A 16,114-nucleotide genomic window follows, 5' to 3' on the forward strand; every position below is an offset into this window, starting at 1 on the left:
ACAGTCATGATCGAAACGCCTGCGTTACGACGTCTGTTAGTAGTAGATCCCTGCGACGACTGCCATCGTCTGTTGCCGGGTCTGCGCTCTGTGGGCTGGGATGTTGACAGCTGTTCCCTGGAGAACGCCGGCGACCGAACGTGCGATGTCGGTCTGTTGCGATTACAACCCTTTCATCTGGAACGCCCCGAAGCCGTCAAAGAACTGATCAGCCGCAGCGGTACCGAGTGGATTGCCGTTCTCAACCAAGAAGTCCTGCGCCTGCAAAACGTCGGGGACTTTGTCTGCGAATGGTTTTTTGACTTCCATACCTTGCCGTTTGATGTCTCCCGGGTGCAAGTCACGCTGGGCCGGGCGTTCGGCATGGCGCGCCTGCGCGGGCAGGGCACGATTCATATCGATCAGCCAGAGCACGAACTGCTTGGCGACAGCAAACCGATTCGCGAACTGCGCAAATTACTCAGCAAACTCGCGCCCACCGAGTCTCCGGTATTGATTCGTGGTGAAAGCGGTACGGGTAAAGAACTGGTCGCCCGCACGCTCCATCGACAATCCCAGCGTCACAACAGGCCTTTCGTGGCAATCAATTGCGGGGCAATTCCCGAACACTTGATCCAGTCCGAACTGTTTGGCCACGAGAAAGGCGCCTTTACCGGCGCCCACCAACGCAAGGTCGGTCGGATCGAAGCGGCGAATGGCGGCACTTTGTTCCTTGATGAGATCGGTGATCTGCCACTGGAGTTGCAAGCCAATCTGCTGCGCTTCCTGCAGGAAAAACACATCGAGCATGTTGGCGGCAGCCAGCCGATTCCAGTGGATGTGCGGGTATTGGCGGCGACGCATGTCGACCTTGAGGCCGCGGTCGAGAAAAAAAGCTTTCGTGAGGATTTATACTACCGACTGAACGTGCTGCAAGTCGTCACTGCGCCACTGCGTGAGCGCCATGGCGACTTGGCGATGCTGGCCAACCACTTCTCCCATTTCTACAGCCATGAAACCGGACGCCGCCCTCGCAGCTTCAGCGACGACGCGTTGATTGCCATGGGCAAGCATGACTGGCCGGGCAATGTTCGCGAGCTGGCCAATCGGGTACGTCGCGGGTTGGTACTCGCCGAAGGCCGGCAGATCGAAGCGCGAGACCTGGGGCTGCTCAGCCAGCATACGATTCCCGCGCCGATGGGCACGCTTGAAGACTACAAGACCCGCGCTGAACGCCAGGCCTTGTGCGATGTACTCAACCGCCACAGCGATAATCTGAGCATCGCCGCCAAGGTGCTGGGGATCTCCAGGCCTACCTTCTACCGTTTGTTGCACAAACATCAGATCCGTTAGACGCAAGATAAAAAGCTTACAAACACAAAAAAGCCCCGCCGGGATTGAAGTCGCAGCGGGGCTTTTTGTTGTGGATCAGAAGTAGTACGGGAATTTCAGGCTGAAGGAAAAGTCAGGCGAGTCATCGGTCAAGCCGATGGCCAGGTTGGGTACGATCGTCAAGTTGTCGGAGGCGGCCAGGGTCATGCCGATGTTGAAGTTGGCCGAGTTGTAATCGCTGTTGGAAATCGACTGCCAATCACCACCGTCCGGCCTGATCTTGCTCTTGCGGGCGAACTGATCGGTGAACGAGAACGACATACTCATCTTCTCGTTCAAGGCGAATGCAATGCCGGCGCCGATCTGCCAGGAATCGCCCAGCTTCACGTCCCCTTTCACCTTGGAGCCGACCTGAGGACTGATGTCGCTGAAAGAGTCCTGCACGTTGTAGGTGTAGGACAGGCTGCCGAATAGCACGGCAGGGTCGAAGGTCTTGACCAGCGAGATACCCGGGGTGATCGCCCAGACACCGTTGCCGGTCGGCAAATCCTCGGGGACGGAGAGGTTATCGTTGGTCGGGTCGCTGACCAGCTTGATGCCGTAAGGGTCCTTGCCGGTCGGCGCCTTGACGCGCAGTGTAGCGACCGCGTCGGGCAGGCTGGCCGACTCATCCAGAAACTTGTAGGCAACGCCAACGTTCACATCGCCGATGGTCGGGTCGCGAGTAACGGTTGCGTCAGACGTCACCGGGCCTGCGCCACCAGCCCCACCGGAGGAGTACGTCGATTCGCGATAAACCACGGGAACGTTAATGTCGAACTGCCAGCGCTGTGCCACGTTGTAGCGGGCGGTCAGGTCCAGGGTCCAGTTGTCGGCCTTGATGCGGTCGAGGTTGATGTTGCCGAGGAAAATCGAGTCCAGTGCGAGGAAGCCGTTGAGCGTTAAGGCGCGGGTATCGTAGTGCGTGTAGGTCAGGCCGGTTTCGACGCTGAACTTGCCGCCACCGAAGAAACCGCTGGCTTCGTCATACAGGTTGGAAACGCTTTGCGCAGGCTCCGAATCGTCCTTGAGCGATTGGCCGTATGAACTTCCGGTCGTTCCCGGCGCACCGGCGGCTACCGCCTGGCCACCCCTGGCGGGTTCGGCGGGGGATTTGGTCAGGCGTTTGGGAGCTGGTGACGCCGGTGCTTCTTCGACTTGGCGAACGCGTTGCTCAAGTACCATCAGCGCGTTCTGTTGTGCTTCGTAACGCTGTTTCAACTCCATGAGTTCTTGTTTTAGGATCTCGACCTGGGGGTCCGGTGCTGCGTATAGCATTGTGGCCGGGGCCAGGCTACTCAAACATACCAAAGCTCTGAACGTAAAAGATCGTTGCATGGGTTAGCCGTCCCTTCTGACTACATCTGATGAGACTGAGCGTAGATCAGAAACCGAGAGTGCGAAGACCTTTGAGCTGGTCCAGATTGCCGCTCACCGATCCGGCTGACGGCACGTTGTCACGCAGCACGACATTGAAGGTCGTAAGGTTGCGGACCTGGTTGCTACTGCCGAGCAAAGTCGTGTTCTGCATCAGTCCCCCCTGGGCCAGGCGTTGTACGGTACTGCCCTGGTTGTTGTTGGCCACGATGTTGAATTGCACACCCGTTCCGGTCGAGGAAACGCTCATTGAGCCCGCGCCATTGGCGCCGACCAACGTCGAGCCTGCGGCGAGTGCCTGGCCTTGCTGTTGCGTTGTTGGCGCCTGGTTGGCCTTGGTGACGTTGATATCAACGTTGTTGTAGGCCGTATTATTGTCGCCGGCCGCCCGCACGACCTGGGTGACGCCTTCCGTGGTGTTGAGGCCCCCGCCGCCCGTGACGGTGCCGGTGCCCGTGCTTTGCGAGCGCGCTGAGCCATTACCTTTTTCATCGATCATCGACACATAGAACTGTGGCTTGATGGTCGATTGTTGAATTTGCATCGTGGAAGTCGCGCCGATCACTTCACCGTTGGCATTTTGCCAAGTGCTCGTCATCGCAATGCCGAAACTGATGATCCGTCCCGGCATGACATAGCGGCCTCGCAGCGTCGCCAGTTCCTGATCCTTCAGTTCAATGGGTTTGAACGTCTGTGCCTGGGTCGGCAGGCTGGCGGCCAGGCAAACCACGGCCAGCCAGAATGGAGTCTTCATTGGATGCTCCCGGAGCGTCATGCTCGCTTGTTATTAGAAGAAGTCGCTTTGGATAAATCCAAAATCCATCAACTCTGCGTCCTGCACCGGGCTGAAGGCGTTGATGCGGTTCCTGGCGGTCAGTGGCATGGGCGGGTCGAGCAGCGCGTTGTTTTTGTCGTAACCCTGGCCAATGACGGCAAAGATGATGCCGTTCCAGCCTTTGATGAAGTCGTCTACTTTGTAACGTTTATGTCCGAGTACCGGATCGCCGATATAGACCCAGCCCTGATGGACTCTTTGCATGACCACAAAATGTTTGTAGCCACGGATATCCATCAGTACCACCACCGGAATCCGGATATCGCTCAACGTTTCCGGCGCTACCCGATAGCCACGGGCCCGCATGCCGATACTCTCCACGTAACGCTTCATGTCGAGCATGGAGAAGCCCTGGACGCGGACAAGGTCTTGATCGGAGTGAGCCAGCATGCCTTCGATGATCTGTTCTTCATCCACGTCGAGCCAATAAGCTTGGCGCAAGATGGTTGCCAACGCCGCTGCGCCGCAACTGAAGTCGGTTTTCTGTTGCACCAGGTCGGCAAATTTACGCTCGCGTACGCTCTGGATCGGCTTGTACACAACGGCGCCGCCCGGCAGGATGGACAGCGGCATTTGTGCGGCCTCGATCACGGTGGCCGCACAAAGCAAAATTGCCAAGGCGATTATGCGCATGATGGGACGCCCTCTGGTGGTGTTGAAAAAGGCCCCCGTGAGGGGGCCTCCAGAGACAGCATTTAGAACGATTGGTTGGAAATGGCCAACGAGTTGCTTTGTTGGTTGCCCACACCAGCCGCCACGTTGACGCCCAGGTTGCCACTGCCGCCATTCACCGAACCGCTCAGGGTTGCAGTGTTGGTCACAGGGTTGGCCCAGCCAGTTGGAGTCAGCACTTGATAGGAGTAAGTGTTGCTCAAATCATAAGAGCTGCTTTCACTGTAGCTTTTCGCTTTTGCGTACTCAGATTCGGACGATTTGCTGCCCGATTTTTCGTACGAGGAGTCAGACGACTTCGTGTACGACTTGTCGTACGATTTTTCGAACGACGAATCGCGAGATCTGTCGTACGAGGAATCGCGCGATTTGTCGTACGAGGATTCGTGCGACCTGTCATACGATTTGTCTATCGAAGAGTCGAGCGTTGCGTCGAGCGATGCGTTAAACGATGCGTCGGACGAACTGCTGCGAGTGCGATCGCCCCAGCCATTGTTGACAGTAGAGGAGCTGGAAGCCGCCGCAGTAGCATCCAGCGTAGCGTTCAACGAAGCATTCAACGAAGCACTCGAAGAACCGCTAGCACTGCTGCTGTTAGAACCGCTCGCATTGCTGCTGTTCGAGCCGCTCGCATTACTGCTGTGAGAACCGCTTATATCAACGCTTTTTGAACCGCTGGCGTCATAGCTTTTGGAACCGGCTTTGTTCCAGCTGGAAGAAGCGCTTTGACTGCCGCTTGCCTCAAACGACTTATCTTTGGAGAAACTGCCGCTCGCCGTATTGGTAACGGTGATCGTATCAACGCGGTAGGTCCGATCAGCGTTGTTGTTCACGATCAGGCCGGGACCGTTTTGAACGGCAGACGCGGTGGCGGTTGCATTACCCAGTGGAGCATTGGCGTTGGCAATTGCCATGGTGTTTTTCTGCTGGTTCAGATCGCCGCCAGCAATGTTGATACCCATGTTGCCGCTGCTGCCGCCGCCAGATCCGCTCATTACGGCAGAGTTGGTGGAGCCAAAGTTATCGACGCGGTTATTGTTGCTGACTTGCCTCACGTCAGCGGTGGCAGTGGCCGTGCCGAACACAAAGCTGTTATCGATCGCGGCGTTGTCGGAGGCTGCGTTGGCGATGGCGGCGGCGTTGTCTTGCTGGTTGCCGGCACCGGCCGCCACGTTGACGCCGACGTTGCCGCTCGCGCCTGCGGCCGAACTGCTCATCTCGGCCGAGTTTTCTGTCCCTTCATTCCAGATGCTATTGCCGGTACTGTTCTGCCGGTCCGTCGCATTGGCAGTCGCATTGATTGGGACCATTCTTGCAGGAGGGGTTTGTTGTTGGCCACCGTTGTGATGACCGTGATGGTTGCCACGCCGATCATTTTGCCCAGCTTGTACAGCAACAGCCATGACCGCAGCAATTGCGAAAACCAGAGGCTTTAGTGCCATCGAAGGTTTCATGGTGATTCTCCGTACTTATTTTAGGTTAAGTGTTGTTTCTTACCTTTTGGGTCAATCCACGACCCGTACGCTCAGGGTGTTGGCCATGCGGTTTCCCACCCCGGCGCTCTGATTCAACTGGATCACCCCACGGCTACCGGTGAATGCCTGGTCACTGGTAGTGACCTGGCGATAGCCGGGTGCAGAGTCAGTTGGATCGGAGTTGTTGAGCAGCGCCACGTTCTGTTGCATGAGGACGCTGTCGTCGATACTTTGCGGCTGTTTACTGATGCTTATCCGCAGTGCGTTGGCTTGCTGGTTACTGGCACCTGCGCTCTGGTTGACACCCAGTACGCCGTTGCCGTGGCTGAAGGAGTCACCCTGAATGTTGGACTGGGCATCAATTCTGGGGTCGACAACGGTGCGCAAACGCTGGCGAATCTGCGTGGTCGCACTGGCATTGGTACCAATGGCGATGGCCCGGGCGTTGGCCTGTTGCTGAAGATCGCCCGCCGCCTGGTTGACGGTGAGGTTGCCTTGGTACTGCATGCCCGAACCGTCGATGTCGGCGTTATTGATGACGGGAGGTTGGGCAAAGGTCGATGCACTGCAAAACATGGCGATCATCAGCAGCGTACGATTCATCTTAACGGTCTCCCGTTATGATTTTCAGAGCACCCAGGCCTTGCTGGATGTTGGAATTGACCATGTTGGCAATACCATTGCCCGAATTTCCCGAACGTCCGGCAGGGAGGTTGGAAAGTTGGGTCTGGTTGCTGATATTGCCGCCCAGGTTGTTGGTGTTTTGAGTGACCAGGCGGTTGATGCCTGCACCACTGGCGACGTTGGCAAAGTCGCCGTCGCTCAACTCGTTCGTTTGCTGGAGGATTTGTCTGGACGGGTTGGCATTGACGGTCGTGGGGTTGGGATCGGGGATTAGCGGAGGAATCGTTGCGTTGCGCGTCTGCACATCACGGGTGATGGTAATGAGGCCGTTGTCAGCCTGTGCGGGCAGCGAGACACCGGTTCCCAGTGCGCATCCGATCAACAGTAGGCCATAGATGCTTCTATCAAATTTCCCCACGGCGGCAATTCCTTCTGTAATTGGAACGCTGGCCCTTATCAGCGTTGCGAGGTAGAGAGCAGAAGGTGTGCCGCTTTCTGTTTTTCCTTGAAAAACAGTCGGTTGACTTAAATTGTCGGGGTGGTCAAAAAAATTGTGTAACACCAACGAGACAGAGCCGCGCAAAAACGCGGTCCATGCGGGCGGCGGTGCTCGCTGGGGGCATTGAACGAAGGTTGTATCACTGGCTTAACATTTTCTTGCGGGAACGCTCGAGCCGCTTTAGATCGCGGGTTTGCGCAGGAATGGGTGTTTCAGGGATGGACAGTTTCGGCGGGGTGGGGCACCCAGGTCAGGCCTTGAGCAAGCGCGTCACAGCTTCGAATGCCGCGTCCTTGCGCTGTTGCCAGTCCCCTTGCAAGACCTGGCAAGGCTGGCGGTGCAGGTCAAGCCATTCGCGGCTGGCCTGGAAAAACGTTTGGCGTTCTGCCAATTGCGGTTGGCAACGCTGCCCGTCGTCATGCCAGGCCACGGTTTCAGGGCTTAGCAGTAAATGCAGGTCGTAGTGCCGCGCCAGCAATGCGTGCTCGATCCATGCCGGGCAAGCGCCAAACAACGTGCGGCTCCAAAGGATATTGCTGAGTAGATGCGTATCGAGAATCAGCAGTGACGGTTGCCGGGCTCGTGCTTCGTCCTCCCACGTAAGCTGGCCATGAGCTATCGATGTAATGTCATCGTAGCGGGTTTCTCGAGCTTCGCTTTCGATAAAGTGCCGAACGTACTCTTCGACCAATATGCCGCCAAAGTTGGCGTGTATCTCGCCCGAAAGCCAGCTCTTGCCGCTCGATTCCGGGCCAGTGAGTACCAACACTTTCATGCGTGCAAGGCCGGGTCAGCGCGCCATTCACGCCAGCCTTGTACGGCAAGCAACAGGAACAACGCATAGAGGGCAGCAGTCAGGTACATGCCTTTATAAAGGAACAGCCCGACGAAAATCACATCAAGGGCGACCCACAACGGCCAGCACTGCACGCGTTTTTGCGCCATCCATAACTGTGCCACCAGGCTAAAGCCGGTCAGTGCAGCGTCGAGCCATGGCTGCGCGGCATCAGTCCAGTGCGCCATGGCGGCACCCAGCAACAGACTGCCGATGGCGCCGGCTGCAAGGCTCGTTGCGATCGACTTTCCATCGAGCCGGCTGACCTGCCGACCGGTATTCGCCTCACCCGCGCGGGTCCATTGCCACCAGCCGTAAATCTGCAGCGCGGCGTAGATCACTTGCAGGAGCATGTCCGAATACAGCTTCACTTCAAAAAAGATCCAGCTATAAAGCAGCACCATGACCAGACCGATCGGCCAGCACCAGGGGTTCTGTTTGACCGTCAACCAGACGGCAATCACGCCGAGGGAGGCGGCAAACAGTTCAAGCCCGGACATGGAGGTTCCTTGGTGAAAACGAAAGAGGGGGGCGGATTGTACCGACAGACGTCGCGAAGTAGAACCAACCCATAGCCGCTGTCGAGCAGCGTCCTGTGGCGAGGGGATTTATCCCCGTTCGGCTGCGAAGCAGTCGTAAAACCTAAACGCACGGTCTATCTGGTTTACCGAGTTGTCTGATTTCACGACGACTTCGTCGCCGAACGGGGATAAATCCCCTCGCCACAGGGTTCTGTGTTTGCTTTTACACGCGGAACTGTTTGAGAAGGCTGTTCACCTGCTCGCTCAAGTCCTTGAGCCGAACGCTGGCCACACTCGATTGCTCGGCTGCCAGCGCAGTGCTGTGGGACAAGCCTGCCGCCTGGGTGACGTTCTGATTGATGTCTTCCACCACATGGGCTTGCTGCAGGGTCGCGCTGGCGATCGAGGCGTTCAGTCCGTTGAGGTTGCGCAACGCCTGGCCGATTGCATTCAGGCTGGCGCCTGCCAGACCGGCCTGTTCGATGGTCAATTGCGACGCCCGGCTGCTGTCGCCGATCACTTTGACCGCCGCTTCGGAGTGAGTTTGCAGGCGTTCGATCATCGACTGGATCTCCGCCGTGGACTTCTGCGTACGCTGGGCCAACAGGCGCACTTCATCGGCCACCACAGCAAAGCCTCGACCTTGTTCACCGGCCCGGGCGGCTTCGATGGCTGCGTTGAGGGCCAGCAGGTTGGTTTGCTCGGCAATGGAGCGGATCACCTCCAGCACGCTGCCTATCTGGGTACTTTCAGCCGCCAGGGTACGAATCACTTCAACCGCTTGATCAATGGTGCCGGACAGTTTGTCGATCTGCTGCAAGCTGCCATCAATGTTGATCTGGCCCTGCTGCGCCTGGGATTCGGCATCGCGCATTTCGCTGGCCGCATGTTCGGCATTCTTGGCCACGTCCTGCACGCCGTAAGTCACTTCATTGATCGCAGTCGCCACCAGTTCCATTTGCTGGGACTGTTGCTGGCTGCGCTGCTGAGCCTGTGCGGCGTCGTTGCCCAATTCGCTGGAGGACTGGCCCAGGGCACTGGCGGACACTTGCAGCTCGCTGATCACCCCTCGCAGTTTGGCGGTGAAGGCATTGAAGTGCCGGGCCAACTGAGTGACTTCATCCTGGCCATGGGTGTCGAGGCTGCGGGTCAGGTCGCTTTCACCGCTGGCAATATTGGCCATGGCGTTCACCGTGGCCTGAAGCGGACGTACGATGCTGCGAGCAATCATGATCACCAGCAACGCCATGATCAGCGCAATCACCAGGCCGACGAAAGAAGCCTTCCAGACCTGGGCATGGAACTCCGCCTGCATGTCATCGATATACACGCCGGAGCCAATTACCCAACCCCACGGCTCGAACAGTTTGACGTAAGAGGTTTTTTCAACCGGATCGCTGGCACCCGGTTTAGGCCAGCGGTAGTTGACCGTGCCGGCGCCCTTGGCCTTGGCCACGGCGACCATTTCGTTGAACAGTGCAAACCCGTCGGGGTCGCGGATCGCCGAGAGGTTCTGGCCATCGAGTTTGGGGTTGGCCGGGTGCATCACCATCACCGGCGTCAGATCGTTGATCCAGAAATAGTCGTTCTGGTCATAACGCAGCCCGCGCACGGCGGTCAGTGCCTGTTTCTGCGCGGCATCGCGGGTGAGCGTGCCGGCGGTTTCCAGGCCATGGTAGTAAGTCAGAATGCCGCTGGCGGTCTGCACCACGTGCTGGGTTTTCTGGGCCTTGGCCTGATACAGGTCGTCATGGATCTGCTTGAGCATCAACACGCCCAAGGTTAATAACATCACCACCGACACGATCAAGATGAGCCACAAGCGTCGGCTGATCGACACACTGCGCAAGCTGTTCATAACGCTGTCACTCCGATTTCTTTTTCTTGTAATAAACGATTGCCAGCATCCAACCACGCTTTGCCGGTCGGGCATATGCGACCCAAGTCTCATTACGCGGCAGCGTTATCGAGGCTTGTCTGATAGGATTTCGGCCCCGCGCGGAAAAACCTGAATCCAAGTTGATTTTTCACGGAATTTTTACGGTTTCGTCTGGATCCTTTGTGCGCGGGACTTCGGCTACGCTTGGCGCAGTGAACGATTAAAAAACTAACGGGGCATGCCTTGGCGCATCGCCTTTGGGGGATTGATGGATCTTTGGACCGCCTTTCAGGCATTGATTCTCGGGGTTGTAGAGGGGCTGACGGAGTTTTTGCCCATTTCGAGTACCGGCCACCAGATCATTGTGGCTGACCTGCTCAACTTCGGTGGCGAGCGCGCCATCGCTTTCAACATCATTATCCAGCTGGGGGCGATCCTGGCCGTGGTGTGGGAGTTTCGCCGCAAGATCTTCGATGTGGTCACCGGCTTGCGCACTCAGCCGAGCGCTCGACGCTTTACCGCGAACCTGCTGATCGCCTTCATGCCGGCCGTGGTGCTGGGGGTGATTTTTTCCGATTTGATTCACCACTACCTGTTTAACCCGATCACGGTGGCCACGGCATTGGTCGTGGGCGGTATCGTCATGCTCTGGGCTGAACGGCGCCAGCACGAAGTGCACGCCCACACCGTCGACGAAATCACCTGGAAAGATGCCCTGAAAGTCGGCTTTGCCCAATGCCTGGCCATGATTCCCGGGACTTCGCGGTCCGGCTCGACCATCATTGGCGGTCTGCTGTTCGGGTTGTCGCGCAAGACTGCCACGGAGTTCTCGTTCTTCCTGGCGATGCCCACCATGGTCGCGGCAGCGGTGTATTCAGGCTACAAGTACCGCGATCTGTTCGTGCCGTCTGACTTCCCGGTATTTGCGCTCGGCTTCGTCACGGCGTTCATCTTCGCGATGATTGCCGTCAGGGCCTTGCTGGTCTTCATCGGCAGTCACAGCTACGCGGCATTCGCCTGGTATCGCATCGCGTTCGGCCTGGTGATCCTGGCCACCTGGCAGTTTGGCTGGGTCGACTGGACCGCGGTCAATCCATGAGTGACGCCAGCGCGCGCAACAACCCCGGACGCCGGTCCGGGGGCGAGTGGTTCCAGCATCCACGGCTGAAACTGCTGGTGTTGGCGGTCCTGTGCGCGCTGCCGCTGACGGGCTCGGTGTCGCTGTGGCTGCACGGGGTTTCGCTGATTCCCCTGGCGGCCTATGGCATCGTCAGCGTGCTGGCGTTCTTTCTGTACTGGAGCGACAAGCGCAAGGCGCGCGCCGACAGCTGGCGGACCCCGGAAAACGTGTTGCACGCGGTGGAACTGGCGGGCGGTTGGCCGGGTGCCTTGCTGGCTCAGCAGGTGTTTCGGCACAAGACCCGCAAGGTTTCGTACCAGCTGGTGTTCTGGCTGATTGTGCTCATGCACCAGGTGTTCTGGATCGATCAGCTGTTTCTTGGCGCCCATCTGTTTGCATTGTTCTAAAAGAAAGAACACTAAAGCAGCAGGCTGACCTGGGTACGCTTGGGCAGCTTGCTCACCACCAGTTGGTGCGAACGTTTCAACAATTCCTGCAGTTCCTCGGCACCCAGCGGGTAGGGCGTTTGCATGATGATCCATTGCGCCCGCGCCAGATACGGCGCCGGGTGGATGCCCGGACGGTCGCAATGCCCGAGGAACAGGTCCTTGTCGACCTTGAACGCCAGGGAATCGCCGCGCAGGTTCTGCAAGGCGAACATCTTGTTCCCGGCAATCGAAAACACCCGAACGCCTCCCCATTTGTAGTCTTCCCGCGCGCCGGGCAGCGCGAGACAGAATTGCGCGACGTCCTCTTCGCTCATGCGTCCAGCCTTCATATCAATCGGTCCCCGCAGGCATTGAATGATTCGATCAGATGGTCGATCCAGGCCCGCACGGCCGGCATCACGCCGCGCCTATGAGGGTAGACCGCTTGCAGCCAGCCGCCAGGCAATGACCAGTCGGGCAGCAACTGCACCAGCGAACCATTTTCCAGTTCCTGTTCGCAATACATCATCGGCAGCATGGTGAAACCCTGACCGGCGAGCGTGCAGGCCTTGCGCACGATGAAATCGTCGATGCCCAATCGCGCTTCCAGGCTCAAGTCATAGTTTTTGCCCTGTTGATCGAGCATGCGGATGTGCACCATGCGGTCGGCTTCCAGCGCGCCGAGTACCGGCAAGGTTTTCAGGTCCTCGGGGTGGTTGATCTCACGGCCGTGCAGGAAGGCCGGGCTGGCGACCATCGCCATCTGAGCCTGGCGTAAGCGACGGGTCACCAGTAACGGATCCTCATCGCCCAACTCACGGACGCGCAGCGCGACATCGACGCCCTCGGTCACCAGATCGACCCGGCGATTGAGCAGCATGACTTCCAGCTGCACCTGGGGGTGTTTTTCCAGGAATCTGCTGATCACCGTCGGCAGCATTTCGTGGGCCAGGCCGACGGGGCAGGACACCCGCAAACGCCCCCGGGGTTCGCTGGACATGCTGGCCACGGCCTCATCGGCCATCTCGGCTTCCAGCAGCATCGCCTGACAGTGCCGCAAGTAGCGCTCGCCCACCGCCGTCAACTTGAGTTGGCGGGTGGTGCGTTGCAGCAGGCGCGCGCCGAGGCGTTCTTCCAGCTCGGCAATGCGTCGCGACAACCGGGACTTGGGAATCCCCAGCAAACGCCCGGCTGCGGCGAAGCCGCCGGCTTCGACCACCTTGGCGAAATAGTAGAGATCATTGAGGTCTTGCATGACTGGACATCCGATTGTTCTATCAGTGGGACGAACTATCGCATTGTTGCGGGCTAATCAGCTATTGGTTTCATCTGTAGGATCCTCCCCATCAGATCGCCCGGTGGCGATCCTCACCTGGAGATCCCTTATGAAACTGTTGCATATCGATTCGAGCATTCTTGGTGACAACTCGGCTTCCCGTCTGCTGAGCAGCGAAGTCGTCAAAGCCTGGCAAGCCGCCGAGCCATCCGCCGTGGTGACCTACCGCGACCTGGCCGCTGATGCCATCAGCCATTTCTCCGCCACCACCCTGGTTGCCGCCGGCACCACCGCTGAACTGCGCAACGCCGCGCAACAGCACGAAGCCGAACTCAGCGCCACCACCCTGGCCGAATTCCTCGCTGCCGACGCCGTTGTCATTGCAGCACCGATGTACAACTTCACCATCCCGACCCAACTCAAGGCCTGGATCGACCGCATTGCCGTTGCCGGTCAGACCTTCCGCTACACCGAAGCCGGTCCTGAAGGCCTGTGCGGTGGCAAGAAAGTCGTGATCGTCTCGACGTCCGGCGGTCTGCATGCCGGTCAGGCGACTGGCGTTGCCCACGAAGAGTACTTGAAGGTGCTGTTCGGCTTCATCGGCATCACCGACATTGAGTTCGTTCGCGCCCACGGCCTGGCCTACGGTGACGAAGTGCGCACCAAAGCCATGAGCGACGCTCACACGCAGATCAGCGAGCAATTGTTCGCCGCTGCGTAAGACTTGCGTAAAGCGCTTAAACAGCTCAGGCACCACCCAAAAAACTCTGTATTCTGATCACGCAAGTGCCAGATACGGAGTTTTTTGTTTCTGGCTATTACAGATTGTGGCCCGGGTTATGCAATCCAGGGTTACCGACTCCGGTCCAGTAATAAGGTGGGGCATCCCATGGTGCGTCTTTGTGCAACGTTTCTGATTTGCCTGCTCAGCAGCCTGAATTCAGTGCACGCCGCGCCTGCGCTGCATCCTCACTGGAGCGTCGGCTTTCATGAAATGAGTTTTCTCGATCCGCTGGATTTGCAGCCGATGCGCGCCATCGCGTTCTATCCCTCCAGCGACCGGGAACACACCAGCAAAATCGAGGGTTACACGGTCGAGGCAGGGGAAGACACCCGCGTCGCCATGGGCCGTTTCCCGATGCTGATGCTGTCCCACGGCAACACTGGAACCCCGCTGGCCTTGCACGACCTCGCCACCTCGCTGGCGCGCAAAGGGTTTGTGGTGGTGGCGGTGATCCATCCCGGTGACAACTCCAAAGACCACAGCCGCCTCGGTACGTTGAGTAACCTTTACGGCCGGCCCATCCAGATTTCCGAAGCCATTACCGCAACCCTGGGTGATCGCATGCTCGCGCCGTTCGTCAATGCCGATCAGGTCGGTGTGATCGGTTATTCGGCGGGAGGTGAGACGGCGCTGATCCTATCCGGCGCGACGCCTGATCTGGATCGTCTGCGCCGCTATTGCCAGGAACGCCCTGACGACCATGATGCCTGCAACACCCAAGGCGAACTGATTGTCGACCGCGACGACTTGCAACCCGTGGCGGATCCCCGCGTGCATGCGTTGCTGCTGATGGCGCCGCTGAGCCTGAAGTTCGGCCGCCACACCTTGGCTGACGTGCATGTGCCGGTGCTGCTCTACAGCGGCGATGGCGACAAACTGGTGGCATTCGACAAAAACGCCGCCGCCCTGGCGCGCAAACTGCCGATCGCGCCGGACTTCAAGCTGCTGGCCGGGGCAGGGCACTTCGTGTTCATGGCGCCCTGCAATGAAGAGCAAATCGCCGCCATGCCGGCGCTGTGCACCGATGCCGACGGCGTTGACCGCGAGGACATCCATCGCAACATGGTGTCCGAAGCCGGGCGGTTTTTCTCCCATGCGCTGGGCAAACCTACCCGGGCCGGGATGCAGACCGCCGATCAGTGATTTTCCCCGAACTCCTGTGGGAGCACAGGTGTCAGGCCATTGCGCGGCGTTTGAGTAGCAAGGTCAGTCCGAGTCCGGTCACCGACAACAGCGCCGCATTGAAGAAAATCCACGAATACCCCAGGTTCAACGCGACAGCGCCCATCAACGGTCCGGCAATCGCCAGTGCCAGATCGAAAAACACCGCATAAGCACTCAAGCCCGCGCCGCGACTGGAGTTGGGCACCTGCTTGATCGCCTCGACCCCCAGCGCCGGATACACCAGCGACAGACCGAACCCGGCCAGCCCCGCGCCGATCAGCGTATAAGCGGTCGAGGGCGCGAGCCACAGCAGCACCAGGCCCACGGTTTCAATGCTCATGCAGGCAATCGCCGAGGTGAAACCGCCGAAGCGGCTGATCGCGGAGATAAACAGCAACCGCGACAAAATAAAGCAGATGCCGAAGACCGTCAGGCAGTAGGCCGCGCCGGTCCAGCCACGACTGACGTAATACAAAGTGATAAAGGTCGTCAGGGTGCCGTAACCGATGGAGGCGAGGCTCAGGCTCGCACCAAACGGCGCAATGCGCCCGAACACCGCCCAGAACGGCAGGCGTTCGCCGCGAATCACCGGCACCGAAGGTTTGTTGCGGATCAGCACCAGCGCGGCCAAGGCCAGTAGCGACAGCGCGATCCCAAGGCTGGCAAAGCCGTACTCGGCGACCATCACCACGCCCAGCGGCGCACCAATCGCAATGGCACCGTAAGACGCAATGCCGTTCCACGAAATCGAGCGCGCGGTGTGCTCCGCACCGACCTGGCCCATGCACCAACTGATCGTGCCCACGCCAATCAAGCCCTGGGCGATGCCAAGCAACAAGCGGCCGGCAATCAGGATCAACAGGCTCAGCAGCGGAAAGCTTTGCAACAGCGTTGAGATCAACGTCAACACGCCGCTCAACACGATCCCAGACAGACCGTAGACAATCGCCCGTTTGGTGCCAATGGTGTCCGACATGCGCCCGGCCATGGGCCGGCTGAGCAGGGTGGCCAGGTATTGGGAACCGATGGTCAACCCGGCGACGATTGCGCTGAATCCCAGTTGCTCATGGACATAGCCCGGCAACACCGCAATCGGCAGGCCGATGCAGAGGAAGGCAATAAAGGTATAGAAAACGATGGAGACGATCTGCAGGGTGATCGCCATTGAGCTTTGCGGTGGCAGTTGCTGCACAGACATGACGGCTCGTTCGCGGGCGGCGGCGGGAGAGCTGCATCATGGCTTGGGTAGGGAATAAAAGGAAGCAGGCTAACTAT

General features: G+C 58.7%; 17 protein-coding genes. 5 read left to right on the forward strand and 12 right to left on the reverse strand.

Annotated elements, in window-relative coordinates; all coding sequences use genetic code 11:
* Positions 1-6: 6 nt before the first annotated feature.
* Positions 7-1,332 carry a sigma-54 dependent transcriptional regulator gene (locus ACA060_RS13685; RefSeq protein WP_497317898.1) on the forward strand — a complete coding sequence of 442 codons (1,326 nt, stop codon included), beginning with the start codon at positions 7-9 and terminating at the stop codon, positions 1,330-1,332.
* Positions 1,333-1,407: 75 nt separating this feature from the next.
* Here ACA060_RS13685 and fapF read toward each other — a convergent pair whose 3' ends face one another.
* The 9 genes from fapF to ACA060_RS13730 all read right to left on the reverse strand — a co-directional run bounded on the left by fapF (position 1,408) and on the right by ACA060_RS13730 (position 10,046).
* Positions 1,408-2,688, reverse strand: a complete 1,281-nt coding sequence (gene fapF, locus ACA060_RS13690) for a fibril amyloid transporter FapF (RefSeq protein WP_497317900.1) — start codon at positions 2,686-2,688, stop codon at positions 1,408-1,410.
* Positions 2,689-2,734: 46 nt separating this feature from the next.
* The gene (fapE, locus tag ACA060_RS13695; RefSeq protein WP_497317902.1) at positions 2,735-3,481 is read right to left on the reverse strand and encodes a fibril amyloid subunit FapE; all 747 of its coding nucleotides are present in this window, start codon (positions 3,479-3,481) and stop codon (positions 2,735-2,737) included.
* A gap of 33 nt (positions 3,482-3,514) precedes the next feature.
* Positions 3,515-4,195: a fibril amyloid maturation endopeptidase FapD gene (gene fapD / locus ACA060_RS13700; RefSeq protein ID WP_497317904.1), complete on the reverse strand. Its 681-nt coding sequence runs from the start codon at positions 4,193-4,195 to the stop codon at positions 3,515-3,517.
* A 62-nt stretch (positions 4,196-4,257) separates the two neighbouring features.
* Positions 4,258-5,688: an amyloid-like fimbrin subunit FapC gene (gene fapC, locus ACA060_RS13705; protein WP_497317906.1), complete on the reverse strand. Its 1,431-nt coding sequence runs from the start codon at positions 5,686-5,688 to the stop codon at positions 4,258-4,260.
* Positions 5,689-5,739: 51 nt separating this feature from the next.
* Entirely contained in the window at positions 5,740-6,312 is a 573-nt protein-coding gene (gene fapB, locus ACA060_RS13710; RefSeq protein WP_109630910.1) for a fibril amyloid subunit FapB, read from the reverse strand.
* A 1-nt stretch (position 6,313) separates the two neighbouring features.
* Complete coding sequence (gene fapA / locus ACA060_RS13715) at positions 6,314-6,751, reverse strand: functional amyloid chaperone FapA (RefSeq protein ID WP_497318236.1); 438 nt, start codon at positions 6,749-6,751, stop codon at positions 6,314-6,316.
* A 331-nt stretch (positions 6,752-7,082) separates the two neighbouring features.
* Positions 7,083-7,607, reverse strand: coding sequence for an AAA family ATPase (locus tag ACA060_RS13720; RefSeq protein ID WP_109630916.1), 525 nt, complete (start codon positions 7,605-7,607; stop codon positions 7,083-7,085).
* Positions 7,604-8,167, reverse strand: a complete 564-nt coding sequence (gene pnuC / locus ACA060_RS13725; RefSeq protein ID WP_497317909.1) for a nicotinamide riboside transporter PnuC — start codon at positions 8,165-8,167, stop codon at positions 7,604-7,606. Before pnuC ends, ACA060_RS13720 begins: the two co-directional genes overlap by 4 nt.
* A gap of 244 nt (positions 8,168-8,411) precedes the next feature.
* Positions 8,412-10,046, reverse strand: a complete 1,635-nt coding sequence (locus ACA060_RS13730; RefSeq protein WP_497317912.1) for a methyl-accepting chemotaxis protein — start codon at positions 10,044-10,046, stop codon at positions 8,412-8,414.
* A gap of 289 nt (positions 10,047-10,335) precedes the next feature.
* Between ACA060_RS13730 and ACA060_RS13735 the strand changes: the two genes are divergently transcribed.
* Entirely contained in the window at positions 10,336-11,166 is an 831-nt protein-coding gene (locus tag ACA060_RS13735) for an undecaprenyl-diphosphate phosphatase (protein WP_109636040.1), read from the forward strand.
* A complete protein-coding gene (locus tag ACA060_RS13740) occupies positions 11,163-11,594 on the forward strand; it encodes a DUF1294 domain-containing protein (RefSeq protein WP_497317914.1) in 432 nt (143 codons plus the stop codon). Before ACA060_RS13735 ends, ACA060_RS13740 begins: the two co-directional genes overlap by 4 nt.
* A gap of 11 nt (positions 11,595-11,605) precedes the next feature.
* On the opposite strand, the gene ACA060_RS13745 is transcribed toward ACA060_RS13740, so the two are convergent.
* The gene (locus tag ACA060_RS13745; RefSeq protein ID WP_109630928.1) at positions 11,606-11,965 is read right to left on the reverse strand and encodes an MmcQ/YjbR family DNA-binding protein; all 360 of its coding nucleotides are present in this window, start codon (positions 11,963-11,965) and stop codon (positions 11,606-11,608) included.
* On the reverse strand, positions 11,962-12,870 hold the full coding sequence (locus tag ACA060_RS13750; RefSeq protein ID WP_497317916.1) for a LysR substrate-binding domain-containing protein: 909 nt from the start codon (positions 12,868-12,870) through the stop codon (positions 11,962-11,964). Before ACA060_RS13750 ends, ACA060_RS13745 begins: the two co-directional genes overlap by 4 nt.
* Before the next feature lie 130 nt (positions 12,871-13,000).
* Between ACA060_RS13750 and ACA060_RS13755 the strand changes: the two genes are divergently transcribed.
* The gene (locus tag ACA060_RS13755) at positions 13,001-13,612 is read left to right on the forward strand and encodes an FMN-dependent NADH-azoreductase (RefSeq protein WP_497317918.1); all 612 of its coding nucleotides are present in this window, start codon (positions 13,001-13,003) and stop codon (positions 13,610-13,612) included.
* A 168-nt stretch (positions 13,613-13,780) separates the two neighbouring features.
* Entirely contained in the window at positions 13,781-14,818 is a 1,038-nt protein-coding gene (locus ACA060_RS13760; RefSeq protein ID WP_497317920.1) for an alpha/beta hydrolase family protein, read from the forward strand.
* Positions 14,819-14,849: 31 nt separating this feature from the next.
* Here ACA060_RS13760 and ACA060_RS13765 read toward each other — a convergent pair whose 3' ends face one another.
* Positions 14,850-16,037, reverse strand: coding sequence for an MFS transporter (locus tag ACA060_RS13765; protein ID WP_497317922.1), 1,188 nt, complete (start codon positions 16,035-16,037; stop codon positions 14,850-14,852).
* Positions 16,038-16,114: the final 77 nt, after the last annotated feature.

The organism is Pseudomonas sp. LBUM1671, from assembly GCF_059695685.1.

Bases quoted from the DNA above. Each gene is read 5' to 3' on its own strand.
- ACA060_RS13685 (WP_497317898.1), top strand. From the start codon at position 7: ATGATCGAAACGCCTGCGTTACGACGTCTGTTAGTAGTAGATCCCTGC.
- fapF (WP_497317900.1), bottom strand. From the start codon at position 2,688: ATGCAACGATCTTTTACGTTCAGAGCTTTGGTATGTTTGAGTAGCCTG.
- fapE (WP_497317902.1), bottom strand. From the start codon at position 3,481: ATGAAGACTCCATTCTGGCTGGCCGTGGTTTGCCTGGCCGCCAGCCTG.
- fapD (WP_497317904.1), bottom strand. From the start codon at position 4,195: ATGCGCATAATCGCCTTGGCAATTTTGCTTTGTGCGGCCACCGTGATC.
- fapC (WP_497317906.1), bottom strand. From the start codon at position 5,688: ATGAAACCTTCGATGGCACTAAAGCCTCTGGTTTTCGCAATTGCTGCG.
- fapB (WP_109630910.1), bottom strand. From the start codon at position 6,312: ATGAATCGTACGCTGCTGATGATCGCCATGTTTTGCAGTGCATCGACC.
- ACA060_RS13720 (WP_109630916.1), bottom strand. From the start codon at position 7,607: ATGAAAGTGTTGGTACTCACTGGCCCGGAATCGAGCGGCAAGAGCTGG.
- pnuC (WP_497317909.1), bottom strand. From the start codon at position 8,167: ATGTCCGGGCTTGAACTGTTTGCCGCCTCCCTCGGCGTGATTGCCGTC.
- ACA060_RS13730 (WP_497317912.1), bottom strand. From the start codon at position 10,046: ATGAACAGCTTGCGCAGTGTGTCGATCAGCCGACGCTTGTGGCTCATC.
- ACA060_RS13735 (WP_109636040.1), top strand. From the start codon at position 10,336: ATGGATCTTTGGACCGCCTTTCAGGCATTGATTCTCGGGGTTGTAGAG.
- ACA060_RS13740 (WP_497317914.1), top strand. From the start codon at position 11,163: ATGAGTGACGCCAGCGCGCGCAACAACCCCGGACGCCGGTCCGGGGGC.
- ACA060_RS13745 (WP_109630928.1), bottom strand. From the start codon at position 11,965: ATGAAGGCTGGACGCATGAGCGAAGAGGACGTCGCGCAATTCTGTCTC.
- ACA060_RS13750 (WP_497317916.1), bottom strand. From the start codon at position 12,870: ATGCAAGACCTCAATGATCTCTACTATTTCGCCAAGGTGGTCGAAGCC.
- ACA060_RS13755 (WP_497317918.1), top strand. From the start codon at position 13,001: ATGAAACTGTTGCATATCGATTCGAGCATTCTTGGTGACAACTCGGCT.
- ACA060_RS13760 (WP_497317920.1), top strand. From the start codon at position 13,781: ATGGTGCGTCTTTGTGCAACGTTTCTGATTTGCCTGCTCAGCAGCCTG.
- ACA060_RS13765 (WP_497317922.1), bottom strand. From the start codon at position 16,037: ATGTCTGTGCAGCAACTGCCACCGCAAAGCTCAATGGCGATCACCCTG.